Source organism: Paenibacillus periandrae (genome assembly GCF_022458865.1).
In the GTDB taxonomy this organism is placed as follows: Bacteria; Bacillota; Bacilli; order Paenibacillales; family NBRC-103111; genus Paenibacillus_S; species Paenibacillus_S periandrae.
In genome coordinates, this window is record NZ_JAJNMU010000005.1 from 42,394 (window position 1) to 58,670 (window position 16,277).

Consider the following 16,277-nt stretch of genomic DNA (forward strand, 5'->3'; position numbering starts at 1 on the left):
GTTGACAAAAACAGAGAATATTCGGCGTAAACGTGTGTGTAAAGTGAGGTTCATTATCACCTATCATGATATAATTGGAGACGGCAACTATCTTGTTACGAGGAGTGATTACGATGAAAGCCATTCTGATCGACGACGAGCGACCCGCACTGCGGCAGCTGGAACAGCTGCTTCAGGATGTTGATGGCATTGAAGTCACTGGAAAATTTCTTTCAGCGAAAGCAGGATTGGAGCACCTGGCTACTGAGCAGACCGATATCGTATTTCTCGATATTGGAATGCCCGAAATGAACGGCTTGACTGCCGCGGAATATATCCAACAAATCGACAATAATATCCAGATTGTATATATCACTGCCTATGCGCAGTATGCGCTTGAAGCCTTCGAGCTTCATGCGCTTGATTATTTACTGAAGCCTGTTGATCCCATCCGATTTTCCAAAACATTGAATCGTATTAAGGCCTATTCACCGGTTAAAGAGCGCAGCACAAAGCTACCAACCGAACAAGAGCCTCTGGTATTTTGTTTTAACAATCTAGCCATATCCCCCCGTATAGATCCTTATGGCAAGGTGAAATGGAGAACAGCCAAAACCAAGGAGCTGTTTGCCTTCCTGATTCATCATAAAGGCAGTCGGATCACCAAGGATGTGCTGCTTGAGGAGATCTGGCCCCACTTCACTCCTGATAAAGCCATGATTCATTTGCATACCTCCATCTATCAAATTCGAAAAATTATCAAGCAATCCGGTTTACCGACGACGCTGGATTTTTCATTAGAGAGCTACCGTCTGAATAGCGATAATTTAACGATTGATGCCGACTTATTTGAAAGCAAAATAGCACCTGTCGAAGAGCTGGATACACTGAATGAGAGCCAATGGCGTCAAGCCGACCTTGCCCTGAAGCTTTATACGGGCCACTATTTTGATGAGCAGGATTATCAATGGGCCAAAGCGAGAAGAAATCAGCTGCTGCAGCGCTATTTGAACCTGACGCTTCGAACCGCAAAATTTGAGCTTGCCACGGGTCGTGAGCGTCAAGCAATCGGGAGACTGGAACAAGCACAGGAGAAGGAACCCTATTCCGAGGAAATAACGGAGCTGTTAATGAACGGTTTAGCCAAGCTAAAAAATTACACGGCACTGCAAAGCGTGTACGGATCGTTCGTCCAGCTGCTGCGTAACGATTTGTCCATCGCCCCCCAGCCGCAATTACAGGAGCGTTATAATCAATTCATGCAAGAAGACAAGATGGGGTAGCAAGAAAACCGGCTCGCTTTGAATGATGCTTAATGCTCTGTATTCTTGATGTCAGGACCCTGCAGCGGTACTTCAAAGCTGACGGATGTTCCCTGCCCCCATTCACTCTCGATCTTCAAACCTTTCCCGTAGAGCATGAGCAGCCTTTTATGTATGTTTTTCAGTCCGACTCCTCTGGTGTCATTGTCGGATAAGACAGCAGCCAGCTGCCCGGATGGAATCCCGACGCCATTATCCGTAACAATCACCTTGATCCCCATCTCATGACTTTGGATGGTGATTTGGACCTTACCGCCTTCACTGCGCTGCATAATGCCATGTCTGACCGCATTTTCAACAATCGGCTGGATACAGAGCGGAGGAATCATAATAAAGCCTTGTTCGACAATATCGTATTGTACCTCCAGACGTTCCTCGAACCTCGCCTGTTCCAGAAACAAATAGGCCTGTACCAGCTCCAGTTCCTTATGTAAGGGAACCAGCTGATCACGGTTCTGAAAATCAAAGCTGCTGCGTAAATAGCGGCTTAGCTCAAGGAGCAGCTGCATCGTTTTATTCGAATCAAGGCGGCAAATGGCGATAATGGTATTAAGGGCATTGTATAGAAAATGTGGTTTGATTTGCGCTTGTAAAAAAGCCATCTCCGTACTTATCAGCGTCTGTACGGATTGGCGCAGCTCCAGCAGTGTGCGGACCCGTGCTCTTAACTCACCTGCATCCACAGGCTTCGTAAGAAAGTCATTCACTCCAGCCCGGAAGCCTGCGACAATTTCTTCAGGACGGCTCCTCGCCGTTAACATAAGCACAGGCAGCTCCGATAGCATGTACCGCTCACGGATCACCTTGCACAGCTCCAGTCCGGATAACCCCGGCATCATCCAATCCGTAATAACCAGATCGACCTGCGGGTTGCGGCTCATGATATCGAGAGCTTGAGCTCCATGATGGGCTGCAAGCACACGATAGTTTTCCAGGGTCAGCAAGTTCATCAGCACTTGCAGATTGACAGGGTCATCGTCGACGATCAATACGGTTCCGTTGGCACTTTCATTCGTCTGCACTCCCTCAACAAACACCTCTGCAGAAGCAGATATTTCAGTGAACACGATTTGTTGCTGCTTTCCTTGTACTGCTTCCGGCTTACCCAATGCTGCGGGAAGCGTAAAATAAAATAGCGATCCCACACCAGGCTCTGACTCTACCGCAAGCTTGCCGCCACCGAGCTCGATCAGTTTTTTGGTAATATGCAGACCAAGCCCGGTTCCCATATACGCCTGATTGTCATCGGCTGCCAGCTCGACATAAGGATTGAAAATATCGTCCAGCCGATTTTTGGCAATCCCTTTTCCGGTGTCTGATACGTAGATCTTTACCTCCCCGTCTTCCACCTCGGCATAAATCCGAATCTCTCCCTCCTGGGTAAACTTGACTGCGTTTCCGAGCAGGTTGTAGAGGATTTGCCTCAGTCTGTCTTCATCCGTATCCAACATCGGCAGGTCATCCGGCCATTGTTGGACAAATCGAATGTTTTTCCCGTCCCTGACATGATGTACTACTTCCAGCACCGATTGAACGACAGAAGGCAGATTTACCTTTTGACGCTGCATCTGCAGCTGCCCGTTTTTCAGCTTGTTGAAATCAAGAATATCATTAATCAGAAATTTCAATCGTTGCCCCGTAGCAACAATCATCGATAAATGTCTGGCCTGCTCCGTGTTCAACGGTCCCGCTACCCCACCGAGCAGTGAGTCTGCCATATTGACGATTCCATGCAACGGAGTTCTCAGCTCATGTGAAGTGCTGGCCATAAACTCATCCTTCATGTCGTCAAGGGTAAGCAGCTTGCGTGAGAGCTGTTCCACCTTGTTGAACAGGTTCGTGAACCGTTTGGCGAGCAGTAAGGCCTGTGCAAAAATAAAAACGAGAATTTCGTAAGGAAAAAATATGTAATCCTCCAAGGAGCCAAAAATATTGAATAAATTGATCGCCAGCATCATCAGAATGCTTTGCAAGCCTGCCAGAATAGCGAGTGAATTATCCTCACCCAGCTTCAAGCCTTTTAACATCAAATAAAGGATATAGCCCACGCTGATAAAGCCGAACACATAATAAACAATTTCCCCCTCTGAGAACAGGCGGCTCGGCAAAAAAATAGCCTCAAGTGTCAATAATGAGACAATCACCTTTAACCATGGCATTATGGTACGTTGATGGAATCTCGGAAATAAACAGACTGTATATAAAATCAAGCAATAGTAGACAAATGTGGAAGCTATCAATTGAAGCTTCATGACCAACTCATAAGGAATAAAGGGCAGCTCCGCCAGTATCAGCTTCTCTCCATGTGTCAATACATACATAAGACCCCAAAAACAGAACGCACCAAGGTGCAGCAGGGAAGACTCCCTTTTACGCAAGCGGAATAACAGAAAAAAGTATACGGATAATATTAAAAATCCTGCTGTCGTAAGCAAGTACCCAAAGATATGATATTCGCGGTTTTTCAATATGGACGTCTGATCACCAAACAAGAGCGGATAAATCATCCCACCCGAGGAATAGCTGAAATTGGATACCTGTACGACGATCTCAATTTCATTTCCATTAACAGCAAAAAAACGGACATAAGGCACATTGTTCGGAGTGCTTTCCTCGGCCGTCAAACCCGGGATACCGCTTGCACCGATCAATTGACTATTAACGAACAAGCGATTGGCCATACGAATGTTGACGGTCCGAATACCGTATACAGCAGACTCCTTGTGTGTCAGCACCAGACGCAGTCGATAGGTACCTGCACCATCTGCAGTCGATTCATCCTGCTCGTTTTTCATATATTCATTCCACTTCCCAGGCACAGATACCATTTCGGTTTGAACCGGCTTTTGCTTATCTGTACTTGCCGATTCGATAAAATCCGCGGGAGTCAGCAGTTGATTGCGATAAAATTCCCATTCGCCGGCTAGTTGAACAGGTCCGTCCGCCGTAAAGTTCCATTCACTTAGATCCATCCAGCCCTTGTTGGCTTGAGGAGTGATCTGGGAACTATCCATATTGCGAATAATCCCATACAGCGGCAGCAAGGTAATGAATATAATCCCCAGTAACAAAGCAAACCCATACTTCTTCATCCAGCCGCCCTCGCTCTATACATGTATGTGCTAAATCATATCATGGATTGCCAGAGAACGACATATAACCTCCCAGGTTCGACAGCATTTTATATCCTTTAACCAGACCACAGCGGCAACACTTTGTTTCTTTCTCATGGACAGGACCCTGCAGCAGTCAAACTAAGTGTTGTGATAACATGTGAATAGACGTTTTCTTAAGAGAATTGTAAGAATTGTCAACGTTTATTTGTAAATAATGCTTGGTATTATTTAACCAGCAGCAGAAGCCTGAGCTGCAATCAGACAAAAACATGTACACATGAGGGGGAAGTTGTTTGTCCACATACAATCTAATCGTAGTTGACGATGATGCGGATATACGAGATGCCATTGAGATTTATTTAAGGAGTGCTGAAATCGTCGTCTATAAAGCGGGGAATGGCCTGGAGGCTTTAAAGATGCTGGAGGAACAAGAGATCCATCTGATGATACTCGATATCATGATGCCGCAAATGGATGGGCTTCAAACCGCGTTTAAAATCAGGGAAAGTCGCAACATCCCTATTATCATGCTGTCGGCCAAAACGGAGGATGCGGATAAAATTATTGGCTTACATGTAGGTGCAGATGATTATATGACCAAACCTTTCAACCCGCTGGAGCTGATCGCCAGAGTGAAGTCACAGCTGAGACGCTATACGAATCTGGGCAATTATATCGCCGATGCGGATGTTATTCACGTACGAGGTCTTACCCTGAACCGAAAATCCAAGACGGTAACCGTGGATGATGAAGACATCCGTGTTACACCTACCGAATACAAGATTTTAGAGCTATTAATGGAGAATAAGGGAAGCGTATTTTCCATTAATGAGATATACGAAAAGGTATGGAAGGATCCGTCCTTTAATGCCGAGAATATCGTAGCCGTTCATGTGCGCCGTATCCGGGAAAAAATCGAAATCAATCCGAAGGAACCCAAATACTTGAAGGTGGTGTGGGGTATTGGCTACAAAATCGAGAAATAAGACGATCACTTCGGCATTGGTGATCAGCATGCTGCTCCTGGGGGCCGTCTTCTTGCTGTCCGCGATTGACTTCTTCAAGTATAAGAAAGACTTAATGACCGATTCGTATTACCAAAGCACCAAACTGAATTACGATATCTATATGTTCTATAGGCTGATCCAGCTGTACTCGATAGATCCCTACTACAAAGATTATTTAAAGAAATCTCCCGTGGATAAGATCGGTCTGTACAATTATAACGAGCTCAAGGCACAATCAGATCAAGAAACACAATCTATAGAAGAGAGCCTCACACAAAGCTACATATCAAAAATCGATCAGGCTCAGATGGCTGGCAGCAAGGAATCCATCAACCTGCTGATGGAAGAACGTAATCAGAAGCTGGCAGAGGCGAGAAAAACCGGCGAACGGGCTTTTGAAGGACGCATTAGGCAGAAAGTTGCTGAATTGGACGACAACTATGCGAATATGCAGCGCATTTTGGACAAGTACAGTGGTTTCTATAGGTATTACATTGTCGATAGCAGTGGCCAGGATGTATATACTAATATGTATCCTGCTCCTGGAGGCCTTGAAGATTTGCAGAAGCAGTCTTTATACAAGGATGCCGGACAACGGCTTCATTTCCCTTTATCACCCAACCAGCTCCATTCCTTGCCCTATACAACGTTTGAGACCTCCTTGCAATTTATGAGCCGCTCGTTTGAGTTATTGCATTTAGAGGGCATCTTTATCATACCTGAGGCTAGCATGAACACCGTATTTCAAAATGAGGATTACGGCTACTATAAAAATATAAGAGAAGGTATTATGAAGGAAAGCCTTGCTGGAGTTGTATGTCTGGCAGTTGGAATAGCTATTTTTTTATATGTACGAACCCAGGGCCTTTTGAATCTTCTTTCCCCAAGCTTTGTCTTATATCAAAAAGCGTGTGCCCTTGGATGTTAGAGCTATCTTCTGCTGCAGCATGATTTACATACTTATGATGGAATGTATGAATAACGCAGAGGGCTTGTATATGAATGATTCTTCCATTTACATCAACCTGGCGCAGGCTGCCATTCTATTGGGTCTCGTTCTGATAGCTGGAGGCACAGCTTTTCGTTTACTGCGTAACCGGGAGGAACTGCTGCAAGAATGGGATAGAACTTTCCTCGCCACCTTATCTCGATTGGTCCAGGAAAGCGCAGCCAACAAAAGCATGCTGCTTCAAGTATTCGTCATTATAGCGCTGTCCGTGTTATTAGGTTTATTGCTGGGCTTTATGTTTACAGATTACCAATACCTTACATACCCAACGCGAGTGGTTAGCATTTATTTGGCGCTGTATCTGTTGCTTGTCATTCCGCTTATTCTGAGGTTTGTTGTATCGCTAAGCGCTCTTAACCAGGGCGCCCGACAGTTAGCAGCCGGCAACTTCGATGTTGCTATTCCTGAAAAAGGACAATGGATGCTTTCTTCGCTAGCACAGCATTTGAACCACATGCGGCTAACCATCCAGCAATCCGTCGAGGAACAAACGAAAAATGAACGGCTCAAGTCCGAGCTGATTACGAATGTCTCTCATGATTTAAAGACGCCTCTGACTTCCATTATCAATTATGTGGATCTGTTAAAGAAGCATAGTATCACCTCAACGGAAACGTTACCTTATATAGAGGTTTTGGAGCAAAAATCACTAAGACTTAAAACATTGATCGACGATCTGTTCGAGGTATCCAAAATAGTAAGCGGGGCTGTAAAACTTCACTACGAAAAAGTAGATATGGCTGCATTATTACAGCAGGCACTAGCGGAATTCAGCGATGAAATTCAAGCCTCCACCCTAACCTTCCGGGTTCAGAACCATCAGCCTCCTATATTTGTACAATTGGATGGAAAACAAACATGGCGTGTGTTCGAGAATTTAATCAGCAACGCTTTGAAATATTCTCTACCCAATACTCGGGTATACATATCATTAACCGAGCTTACAGATCGGGTCATGTTTACCATGCAAAATGTATCCGCGTACGAAATCGATTACGAGGTAAATGAATTATTCGAGCGATTTAAGAGAGGTGATCCCTCACGAAGTACGGAGGGATCTGGTCTGGGGCTTGCCATTGCGAAAAGCATCATCGAGCTTCAGGGTGGCCAACTGAGAATAGAGCTTGACGGGGATCAATTTAAAGTGATCCTCCTGCTTCCCAAAAACCAGCAAAAGGAACCGTGCATCTTAACAGTCTGACAGCGGTTTTATACCGCTTCCCCATTTACACACTTGGGTTCCTACAGCAAGTTGCTTCTGTGCCTATTGCAGCGTGCATAAAACGATAAGGGACTGCAGCAGGCCAGCAAATTGGCAGCCTGTCACAGTCCCTAAATCAATCAACCGTACAATCCTCAGCTTGTTACTCTTCTCCTGTCGCTATCGGATTTCCCTCATAGCTGATCCAGTCGCTCCATGAGCCCGGATATAGCAGCACATTAGAGAAACCGGCTTCCTTGAGCGCCAAAACATTAGGGCAAGCTGTAACTCCCGATCCGCAATACACGATAATCTCATCGGCAGACGCAAGATCAGCGAATCGTTCTTTTTGAGCGGCAGCATCTTTCCAGCCACCCTGATCATTCAGACCCTGCTTCCAGAAGTAAGATTTTGCTCCCGGGATATGTCCGGCAACGGGGTCAATCGCTTCTTCGAGGCCAAGGTATCTCGGTTTCTCACGTGAATCAACCAGCACTGTACCTGGACGTCCTATACGATTTTTGACTTCCTCCATCTGAAGCAGCAATCCCTCTTGCAGCTTCCCTTCATAGATCGTTGCATGCATCACCGGAGGCTCATCGGTAACCGGGTAGCCTGCTTGCTTCCACATTGAGAAGGTTCCTTCCAATACATATACCTTCGAATGCCCCAAAGCCTGCAGCAGCCACCATAAGCGTGAAGCCATTGCTCCACCCTGATCATCATAAGCGATAACCGTCGTTTCCGAATCAATACCGACCTCACCTAGCCGGTGCATAAAATCTTCCCAGTTAGGCAGCGGGTGTCTGCCGCCATGCTCACCCTTGGGAGCGGATAAATCCTGCTCCAGATCCAGATAAACGGCTCCGGGAATATGATCGATGCCATAAGCAATGCGTCCCGCTTCGGGTTGACCGAGAGTAAACCGACAATCGACGATAACGATCTGTTCGTCCGTTCCATGCTCAAACAACCAATGCTGAGCAACGATGTGCTGCATCCTCTTACACTTCCTTTATTTATCTTTTGTGTTCATCTTACCATTATATGGTTAAAAATTACCATCTTAATTATCAAATAACGGAGCGCCTTAAGTCGACAGTCTGCAGAAATACGGTTAAAATGGAATGACCCCATAAGGTAACCATGATGTGCCCAGACTCATTGAAGGAGGCTTTCTGTATGCCCACACACGCTGCATCCATGTTTCAAATTATTCCCTTAACCGAAGCCCACTGCCGGGATATATGTACGTGGTCTTATCCCGTGCCTTACCATACGTACAACTGGCATTCCTGGGAGACGATGCTTGCTCAGCAGGATGAATTTGCTGATGAACAGCTTCGTGAGGAACAGTATCGTGCCATTGTGGACAACAGCGGCTTGATGTGGGGCTTCGCGCAATTTTTCCCGATAGTAGGGGTGACTCGAATCGGACTGGGCATGCGTCCCGAGCTATGCGGACAAGGCCACGGCGTCTCCTTTGTTCAAGCCATTACAGCCGAGGCCAGAAGGCGAAATCCAGCCAACGAGATTGATCTGGAAGTGCTCGCCTGGAATGTTCGTGCTTATCGTGTGTACCAGCAAGCAGGCTACGAACAGACTGATACGTATACGAAGATGACACCTACTGGCAAGGAACTATTTTACTGCATGGTATGGAAGCCAAGAAAGACATAAGCGCTATCAGCGCAATGCTGCATAGACTCTCCAAGCCATGAGCCCGTTACGTTGTCCGACCCATAATCCTCGTCTCAAAAGCAGTGTCAAATCTGGCTGCAGCCGTAAAATCCAGCTCCGTTAATCCACCTGCGCTCCATGAAGTCAGACGTAGTGTGACCAGCTTATAATCAATGGCGATCATAGGGTGATGGTTCAATTCCTTTTCGGCCATATTCGCCACCTCCTGAACAAATGCAATGCCATCGAGGAAGTGGGAAAAACGATACTTTTTGGAAATCCACTTACTATCCTCACGGCTCCAGCCCTCCGCCTTTTCCAGTCTCGCTGTTACCGCTTCCTCCGAAAGCTTACTCATTCGTCCCCACCCTCTCACACCAGGTAAATGACATTAATTAACTTTTCTTCGTGATAGATAACGATTACATGTTTCTCCTTATCGTGACTCAGCGTACATCTGCCTACAGGAATTTTGGGATCGGTGCCCAAGCCATAAAACAAATCGTCAGCCAAGGTCTGAATACATGCCCTCTGCTCTTCTGGTTCAAGCTCTTCCCATTCTCCTGCTGTCATCTCCAAAAAACTGTAGCATTCGTCGATGCTAAGCAGCGCCTCTGTAAAATCACTAATGATATCCGGGTATTCACGGCCAAATCTGATGCCCACCTCTACCACTCCTTCGGGTTCACAACCACATGGAAATACTTACTAAACATTTTAACCCGAAAAAAGCTCTTCATGCAAATATCCAAATTAAGCATTTCGTTTCAAAATCTGTTACACTGTAAGGATAGACAAAAAGTTCGGAGGCGGAACGTTTCTTATGTTGAAGCTGCAAATTCCAAAAAACCGACTGAATTATTTAATAGAACGGATGCAGCAGGACTTCGAACTGTCGGCTCTGGAGCGCGGATGGCAGTACGTACACAAAGGGCGGGTTAAGGACATTGAGCTGCGTCACGGTATGGAGATACATGCTCAAGCTCATGGTGCCGAGCTATATGAAGTCATTCTGGATCTCGAACAATTTGCCAAAAGCTCCTGCACCTGCCCCAAGGGTAAATACTGTCAGCATAAGGCAGCGGTTATTTTTGCGCTTTATGCACCGTATGCCAGACCTGAGATCCTGCTGCAGCAGCTAAAACAGGCGATTCTGGTTAAAAGTCGTCAGCAGCAGACACGGGCAGCCACAGGCTCCACAAAGGCTGAGAAAAAAGCCGAGCGGCTGGAACCCCCGCAAGCGGACCAGTTGCCCGCTCAGTGGCAGCGTTTCTTTGACCAGCAATTTTACGGATATTCATTATCCCAGCAAAATTCAATTGAATTGTTTTATCATGCTGCCCAGGACTCTTTGCGACCCATCGCCAGCAAATGGGAGACTTCCATACGGCAATTATTCGAGCTGCACGTCCTGTTATTTGTGATGCGTAAGGTCGAACAATTTATATCCGATTCCAAAGCCTCCTATCTGGCCTCGTATATGGATTCCGGCAGCAAGATCATCGCCAAGCTTTGTCAGGAGCAGCTCGATTTGCTGCTGCCTCAGATGGACTGCAAGCAAATAGCAAGTAGTTATCCGGAGGCACTCGATGAAACTCTGGCTCTGCTTGGTGAGCTTGCGCTCAATGGCAACGCTTCGCCTATGCAATGGCTTGTCGTATACCGCAGCCTATGGTGGAAGCTTGAAGGACAGCCGAAGCGGCTGACCAAGGAACGCAAGCGGCTGGAGCAGTTGGCTGCCAAAGCGTCCGCTGCCAGCCAGACCGGGAAAAGCGATCCCGGCAATCATGATTCCATTTTGATGGCTTTGGCGCATTTCCAGGTGATGGAGCAGCATGACGAAGAAGCCAGAGCTCTGCTATCACCGCTGGCCAAAAAAGAGGCACGCGATTTCTTCTTGTATTTACACCGATTTTATGAGGAGATGCAATGGGAGCGCATGCTGGATTGGCTTCGCTGGCTACTGCCAACGATCCAGCGGGCACAGCAGGAGGAGCTGCGAATATTTTGTACGTACTGGATGGAAGCTGTCAGTCGCCAGCCGGATGACAATGAATGGGTTGAGGTTATGATTGCGCTGCTGCCGCGGACCTATTATTTTTATACTTCCTATTTAATGAAATCGGAGCGCTTCAGGTCATGGATTGATCTGCAAATTGCCAATCGCGTCTCCCCTATCGACCTGTATACTGCGGATTTGAAGATGGTGGAAGCGAAAGACCCATCGTTGCTGCTGCCCCTTTACCATCAAGCTGTAGAACGCTGCATTGCTGAGAAAAACCGGAATTCCTATAAGCTCGCGATGAAATATTTAAAAAAACTTCAAGCGTACTATACAAAGCTCGGTAAGCCCCAAATCTGGGACGAATATATATATTTGCTCTCTACACGATATTCCCGTCTGCGTGCACTGCAAGAAGAGCTTCGGAAAGGGAAGTGGATTCCATGATTGAACCTTCAGCGATCACCATTCATATCCGCCCCATGACGCCCGCCGGTTTTTTCTTGTATGGTGCGCGTCCCAATGGGGGTATTTGTGACGCTTACGACTTGAAGCATCTGCTCTTCGCCTGGCATCAGCCATCCTTTTATGGAACGTTTATCGAAATTACCGAGTTTATGAACATGGAGGGACTGCATCTGCCAGCTTTGACAGCACTCGACTATTTGTGCAATCCAAGTGCTGTCATCCATACGAAGCTCGATTGGAGCCGGGATCTGCGCGAGCTTATGCGTCTTGCCCCACATGTGAAGGAAGCTCTGGTACAGGGTAGCTGCATGCCCGATTTCACCAAATGGAAAGCCGGTGAACTGAGCTGGAAGCTGGATCTTCCCGACACGATCGCCGCAGCTGCGTTAACACCGCTCGCTTCAGCATGGATAGACCAGCTCATCCCCGAATGGGGGGTGGAGGACGGCGCTCTGCGCCAAAGCATTCTACAGCTGGAGCAGAATTATCCGCTGATGCTGCGCGGCAAGCTGCCCTCCGATATGTGGATGGATGAGGAGGACTGGCTCTTTTCGATCGGCTGGCAGACGGATGGCACTCCTTTTCGTACTTGTCTGCAGCTGAGCGAGCCGACTCATGGTCAGGGCACTTGGCCTGTCCATGTTATTTTACAGGATCGCTCCAATAAAGATCTGCTGCACGAAATCGATGCTGCGGCTTTAGCTAATTTAGATGACATCCAACAAAGCAGTCGGGATCGTGCCCAAGACAAAGATGCGACCGGGAGCGAGAATGGCTCCGAGAGCATAACAGCAAGTTTAGCACCAAGCTCAACTACAAGCTCTGATACAGATACTGACAATGGTTATACGGCTCAAAGCCTTGCACCTGATCATGTCGCCGATTCCGTTCAGCCTCCACTCCCCCCGGCACTCGACCTGCTGCCCGAGGCTTGGCAGCCTCATCTGGCAAGAGCTGCAAGGGATCTGGCCAAGTGGCAGCGTATTGTCCCTGTGCTGCAGCAGCAAGACGAATCCGCCAGCGTCATACGCACTGAGCTCTCATCCGATGAAGCCTGGGAGCTGATGACCAAGGGGAGTCTGCGGCTGATGGAGGCTGGTTATTCTGTCTTTCTGCCTGCCTGGTGGGAACGAATTCGCCGTTTTCGCCCGCGCCTTAAAGCCAAAATCAAGTCGTCCGTCGGCACCGCGCCGCAGGCGATGTTTGGGCTGCAGCAATTGATGCAATTCGACTGGAAAATAGCACTTGGCGACATCGATCTAACCGAGGAGGAATTCCGCGAGCTGCTGGCCGAGAAGCGCAGATTGGTACAAATCCGCGGCCAATGGGTCCAATTGGACCCGGTTCATCTTGCTCAGCTGGAGCAGGTAATGAAGCAGGTGCAGAAGAAGCAAGGCCTTACGCTGCGCGATGTGCTGGAGCTGCATCTGCTCGGCTCCTCCGCAGGCGAAGAGGATTTGGGGCTGCAGCGGTCTCTGCAAATGGAGGTTGAGCTGAACGAGCAGCTGGAGGAAATGGCACAACTGCTCAACCATACGAAGCGACCGCCTCTGATTGAACCCCCGGCCTCGTTTCAAGGAACCCTTCGTCCTTACCAGCTAGAAGGCATGTCCTGGCTGCTTTTCTTGCGTCAAATCGGGTTGGGCGGCTGTCTGGCCGATGACATGGGCCTCGGAAAAACGATCCAGATGATTACTTATTTACTCAACATGGAGGAGTTAGAACCTCATACAGCAGAGTCTAATGCTGACGAAATGGCAACCGAGCGTACGCCGTCCTTACTCATCTGTCCAACCTCTGTACTGGGCAATTGGCAAAAGGAGCTGCAGCGGTTCGCACCCAAGCTGAAAGTCCATCTCCATTATGGTCCCAATCGAGCCAAGGGGGTGGCATTTAAAGCTGCCTGCGAGGGTCATCATCTCGTGCTGACCACCTACACGTTGTCTCATTTGGATGAGTCCGAGCTGACACAGTTCGAATGGAATTCGATCTGCCTGGACGAAGCACAAAATATTAAAAATGCCTACACCAAGCAAGCGACTTCTATCCGCTCTCTCAAAGGTCGCCATCGGATTGCCATGACGGGAACACCTATCGAAAATCGCTTAACCGAGCTTTGGTCGATATTTGACTTCCTGAATCCAGGTTATCTCGGTTCGCTTCGAGACTTCACACAGCGTTATGTCAATACGATTGAGAAATCGAATGATCCCGAGCTCGTGGAGAAGGTGCAGCGGTTAATTCGCCCCTTCCTGCTGCGCAGAGTGAAGAAGGATCCGGCGATTCAGCTCGATTTACCAGACAAGAACGAATACAAAACCTTCGTGGCCCTTACCGCGGAACAAGGAACATTGTACGAGAACTATATTAAGGATATGTTTGAAAGACTGGACCGCTTAACGGCGATGGAACGAAGAGGATTAATATTGGCAGCCTTAACGAAGCTAAAGCAAATTTGCAACCATCCCTCACTCATGCTGAAGGAGGCGGCCAATTCACCTTGGCAGCAGCGCTCCAATAAGGTAGAGCGTCTGCTTGAAATGGTGCAGGAGCTGCGTCAAGAAGGAGATAAGTGCCTCATATTCACGCAGTTCGTGGAAACGGGGCATTTGCTTCAACGTATTCTGGAGCAGGAGTTGGGGGAGCCTGTCATTTTCCTTCATGGCGGTACGCCCAAAGCGGGCAGAGACCGAATGATTGCCGAATTTCAGGGTGATGTCCCTGAGGCGAAGGCACAGCCGAGCATATTTTTATTATCACTGAAAGCAGGCGGTACTGGACTGAATTTGACTGCTGCGAATCATGTGTTCCATTTTGATCGATGGTGGAATCCTGCCGTTGAGAGCCAAGCGACGGATCGTGCCTTCCGAATCGGCCAAACCCGTCATGTGCAGGTGCACAAATTCGTCACACTCGGTACGCTTGAGGAACGAATTGATGAAATGATTGAGAAGAAGCAGGAGCTGAGCCAGCAAATCGTCGGCAGCGGTGAGCAATGGATTACTGAGATGTCGACAACCGATCTGAAGGAGCTGTTTTCCCTGCGCAGCGAATGGCTGGAGGGCTAGCACTTCCGGCTCACGACTTCAATAAGATATTGGGCCTGGCAACGCGGAGTATTCATCAGACTTCTCGCAGCCCGCGCCCTTACACATTGAGATCCAGAAAAATATAATGAGTATCCCCGACAGGACACGAAAAGGTTTGCATCAATCTAGCTGTATCCAGATCGGTATACACCTGGGACAGCATGCCTTGACGCTTGCTGTTCATCCGCATCATATTGGGAATAAAGTACGGGCGCCAAATCCAGTTAGAGCCTTGGAATTGCGCGTCCCGCTGCCACCCATCCTCCGCATGTCTTGTATAATTGGACGACACCTGTGATCCGTCCTCACGACATATATAAATGCGCATCACATTGTCATTCACATTCGTAAGCAAGCTCCCAATCATCGCATCCGCTTCGGATGCCGAGGAAATCATCATATCGGAATTCACCAGATCGTTCAGACTTTCCTGTACGGCAAACAGCTCGCGATATCGGGTGATTTCGTGCTCCGTATAGATCCTTATTTCTTCCTTCAGCAGCATCTCGTAAGCATCAGCAGACTGAAAATCGGCACGGGCTTCAGAAAACAAAAAGCCTTGTACGTATCTGGCGCCTGCCTTTAATGAATGGTATAAATCCTGCTTCGTTTCCACACCCTCAATAAGCAGCGAAGAACCCATTTGTGAAGACAAAATGGAGAATGAGTTCAATAACGCTTTATATCCGTCATGAAGACCGCTTTTTTTTAACAGCTTTAAATCAATCTTCAGTATGTTCGGTTTAAAGGACGCTATTCTGTCATAGTTGCTGTAACCGCTACCGATATCATCAATGGCAATCCGACAGCCCTGCTTACGGTACACATCAATAATTTCCGATAATTCATCGAGCTTTCCGTGAAATTCTTCCTCCGTCACCTCGATTACCACACGCGAAGGATCCAGGCCGTACTTTTCGACCAGCTGCAGCGTAGGAAGTATACCTGACTTCTTATATATTTTATAAATCCAGGATGGCTTCAAATTGATAAATAACAAAGATTCCCCTTCCGATTGGGCTAATGTCGATATTGCTTTTTCCCGCAGCATCCGATCTATCTGTAAATGGGTTGCGTCGTCGACATTCGGGTTTTGAAAAAAAGGCCCTAAGCTATGTACTTTACCTGCTTGAACTCTACGCCCGAGCGCCTCGTAGCCTATAATTTTTCTGGTTTGCAAGGAAAGAATGGGCTGAAAAAAAGGTCTCAGTTCATCTTCTTCTATTAAAAAGGAATTGGTTTGCAGCAACGCCATTCACCTCCTGCTGCCTCATGCGTTAGTTAAATGATACCATTCCTGACATCATTATAAAGCTATTGTAAGACAGATTGGACAAAGTGGCAATTCTTTATTGATATTCGTGATATATAATTACATAGCTACCAATAAACCGCCCTGGACCA

At 47.5% G+C, this 16,277-nt stretch carries 12 protein-coding genes; 7 read left to right on the forward strand and 5 right to left on the reverse strand.

Going from position 1 to position 16,277, the window contains the following annotated elements:
* Positions 1–113: 113 nt before the first annotated feature.
* Positions 114–1,262, forward strand: coding sequence for a response regulator (locus LRL21_RS09250; RefSeq protein WP_240415489.1), 1,149 nt, complete (start codon positions 114–116; stop codon positions 1,260–1,262).
* Positions 1,263–1,291: 29 nt separating this feature from the next.
* On the opposite strand, the gene LRL21_RS09255 is transcribed toward LRL21_RS09250, so the two are convergent.
* Positions 1,292–4,393, reverse strand: a complete 3,102-nt coding sequence (locus tag LRL21_RS09255; protein ID WP_240415490.1) for a hybrid sensor histidine kinase/response regulator — start codon at positions 4,391–4,393, stop codon at positions 1,292–1,294.
* A 317-nt stretch (positions 4,394–4,710) separates the two neighbouring features.
* On the opposite strand from LRL21_RS09255, the gene LRL21_RS09260 reads away from it, so the two are divergent.
* Genes LRL21_RS09260 through LRL21_RS09270 form a run of 3 tightly spaced genes read left to right on the forward strand, consistent with a single transcriptional unit; the run spans position 4,711 to position 7,634 of the window.
* Positions 4,711–5,403 carry a response regulator transcription factor gene (locus tag LRL21_RS09260; protein WP_240415491.1) on the forward strand — a complete coding sequence of 231 codons (693 nt, stop codon included), beginning with the start codon at positions 4,711–4,713 and terminating at the stop codon, positions 5,401–5,403.
* On the forward strand, positions 5,381–6,352 hold the full coding sequence (locus LRL21_RS09265) for a hypothetical protein (RefSeq protein WP_240415492.1): 972 nt from the start codon (positions 5,381–5,383) through the stop codon (positions 6,350–6,352). Before LRL21_RS09260 ends, LRL21_RS09265 begins: the two co-directional genes overlap by 23 nt.
* Positions 6,353–6,398: 46 nt before the next feature.
* A complete protein-coding gene (locus tag LRL21_RS09270; protein WP_240415493.1) occupies positions 6,399–7,634 on the forward strand; it encodes a HAMP domain-containing sensor histidine kinase in 1,236 nt (411 codons plus the stop codon).
* Positions 7,635–7,797: 163 nt separating this feature from the next.
* Here the strand turns inward: LRL21_RS09270 and LRL21_RS09275 are convergent, their stop codons facing one another.
* On the reverse strand, positions 7,798–8,634 hold the full coding sequence (locus tag LRL21_RS09275; protein WP_240415494.1) for a sulfurtransferase: 837 nt from the start codon (positions 8,632–8,634) through the stop codon (positions 7,798–7,800).
* A 182-nt stretch (positions 8,635–8,816) separates the two neighbouring features.
* Between LRL21_RS09275 and LRL21_RS09280 the strand changes: the two genes are divergently transcribed.
* Complete coding sequence (locus LRL21_RS09280; protein ID WP_240415495.1) at positions 8,817–9,314, forward strand: GNAT family N-acetyltransferase; 498 nt, start codon at positions 8,817–8,819, stop codon at positions 9,312–9,314.
* Positions 9,315–9,360: 46 nt separating this feature from the next.
* Here LRL21_RS09280 and LRL21_RS09285 read toward each other — a convergent pair whose 3' ends face one another.
* Positions 9,361–9,672, reverse strand: a complete 312-nt coding sequence (locus LRL21_RS09285) for a 4a-hydroxytetrahydrobiopterin dehydratase (protein WP_240415496.1) — start codon at positions 9,670–9,672, stop codon at positions 9,361–9,363.
* 14 nt (positions 9,673–9,686) lie between these two features.
* Positions 9,687–9,980 carry a hypothetical protein gene (locus tag LRL21_RS09290; protein ID WP_240415497.1) on the reverse strand — a complete coding sequence of 98 codons (294 nt, stop codon included), beginning with the start codon at positions 9,978–9,980 and terminating at the stop codon, positions 9,687–9,689.
* A gap of 157 nt (positions 9,981–10,137) precedes the next feature.
* On the opposite strand from LRL21_RS09290, the gene LRL21_RS09295 reads away from it, so the two are divergent.
* Positions 10,138–11,763 carry an SWIM zinc finger family protein gene (locus tag LRL21_RS09295; protein ID WP_240415498.1) on the forward strand — a complete coding sequence of 542 codons (1,626 nt, stop codon included), beginning with the start codon at positions 10,138–10,140 and terminating at the stop codon, positions 11,761–11,763.
* The gene (locus LRL21_RS09300; RefSeq protein WP_275900672.1) at positions 11,760–14,852 is read left to right on the forward strand and encodes a DEAD/DEAH box helicase; all 3,093 of its coding nucleotides are present in this window, start codon (positions 11,760–11,762) and stop codon (positions 14,850–14,852) included. The genes LRL21_RS09295 and LRL21_RS09300 overlap by 4 nt, the downstream gene beginning before the upstream one ends.
* A 79-nt stretch (positions 14,853–14,931) precedes the next feature.
* Here the strand turns inward: LRL21_RS09300 and LRL21_RS09305 are convergent, their stop codons facing one another.
* A complete protein-coding gene (locus tag LRL21_RS09305) occupies positions 14,932–16,122 on the reverse strand; it encodes an EAL domain-containing protein (protein ID WP_240415500.1) in 1,191 nt (396 codons plus the stop codon).
* Positions 16,123–16,277 lie beyond the last annotated feature (155 nt).

Excerpts from the sequence above, each read along its gene's own strand:
- LRL21_RS09250 (WP_240415489.1), top strand. The coding sequence starts at position 114 with ATGAAAGCCATTCTGATCGACGACGAGCGACCCGCACTGCGGCAGCTG.
- LRL21_RS09255 (WP_240415490.1), bottom strand. The coding sequence starts at position 4,393 with ATGAAGAAGTATGGGTTTGCTTTGTTACTGGGGATTATATTCATTACC.
- LRL21_RS09270 (WP_240415493.1), top strand. The coding sequence starts at position 6,399 with ATGAATAACGCAGAGGGCTTGTATATGAATGATTCTTCCATTTACATC.
- LRL21_RS09275 (WP_240415494.1), bottom strand. The coding sequence starts at position 8,634 with ATGCAGCACATCGTTGCTCAGCATTGGTTGTTTGAGCATGGAACGGAC.
- LRL21_RS09280 (WP_240415495.1), top strand. The coding sequence starts at position 8,817 with ATGCCCACACACGCTGCATCCATGTTTCAAATTATTCCCTTAACCGAA.
- LRL21_RS09285 (WP_240415496.1), bottom strand. The coding sequence starts at position 9,672 with ATGAGTAAGCTTTCGGAGGAAGCGGTAACAGCGAGACTGGAAAAGGCG.
- LRL21_RS09295 (WP_240415498.1), top strand. The coding sequence starts at position 10,138 with ATGTTGAAGCTGCAAATTCCAAAAAACCGACTGAATTATTTAATAGAA.
- LRL21_RS09300 (WP_275900672.1), top strand. The coding sequence starts at position 11,760 with ATGATTGAACCTTCAGCGATCACCATTCATATCCGCCCCATGACGCCC.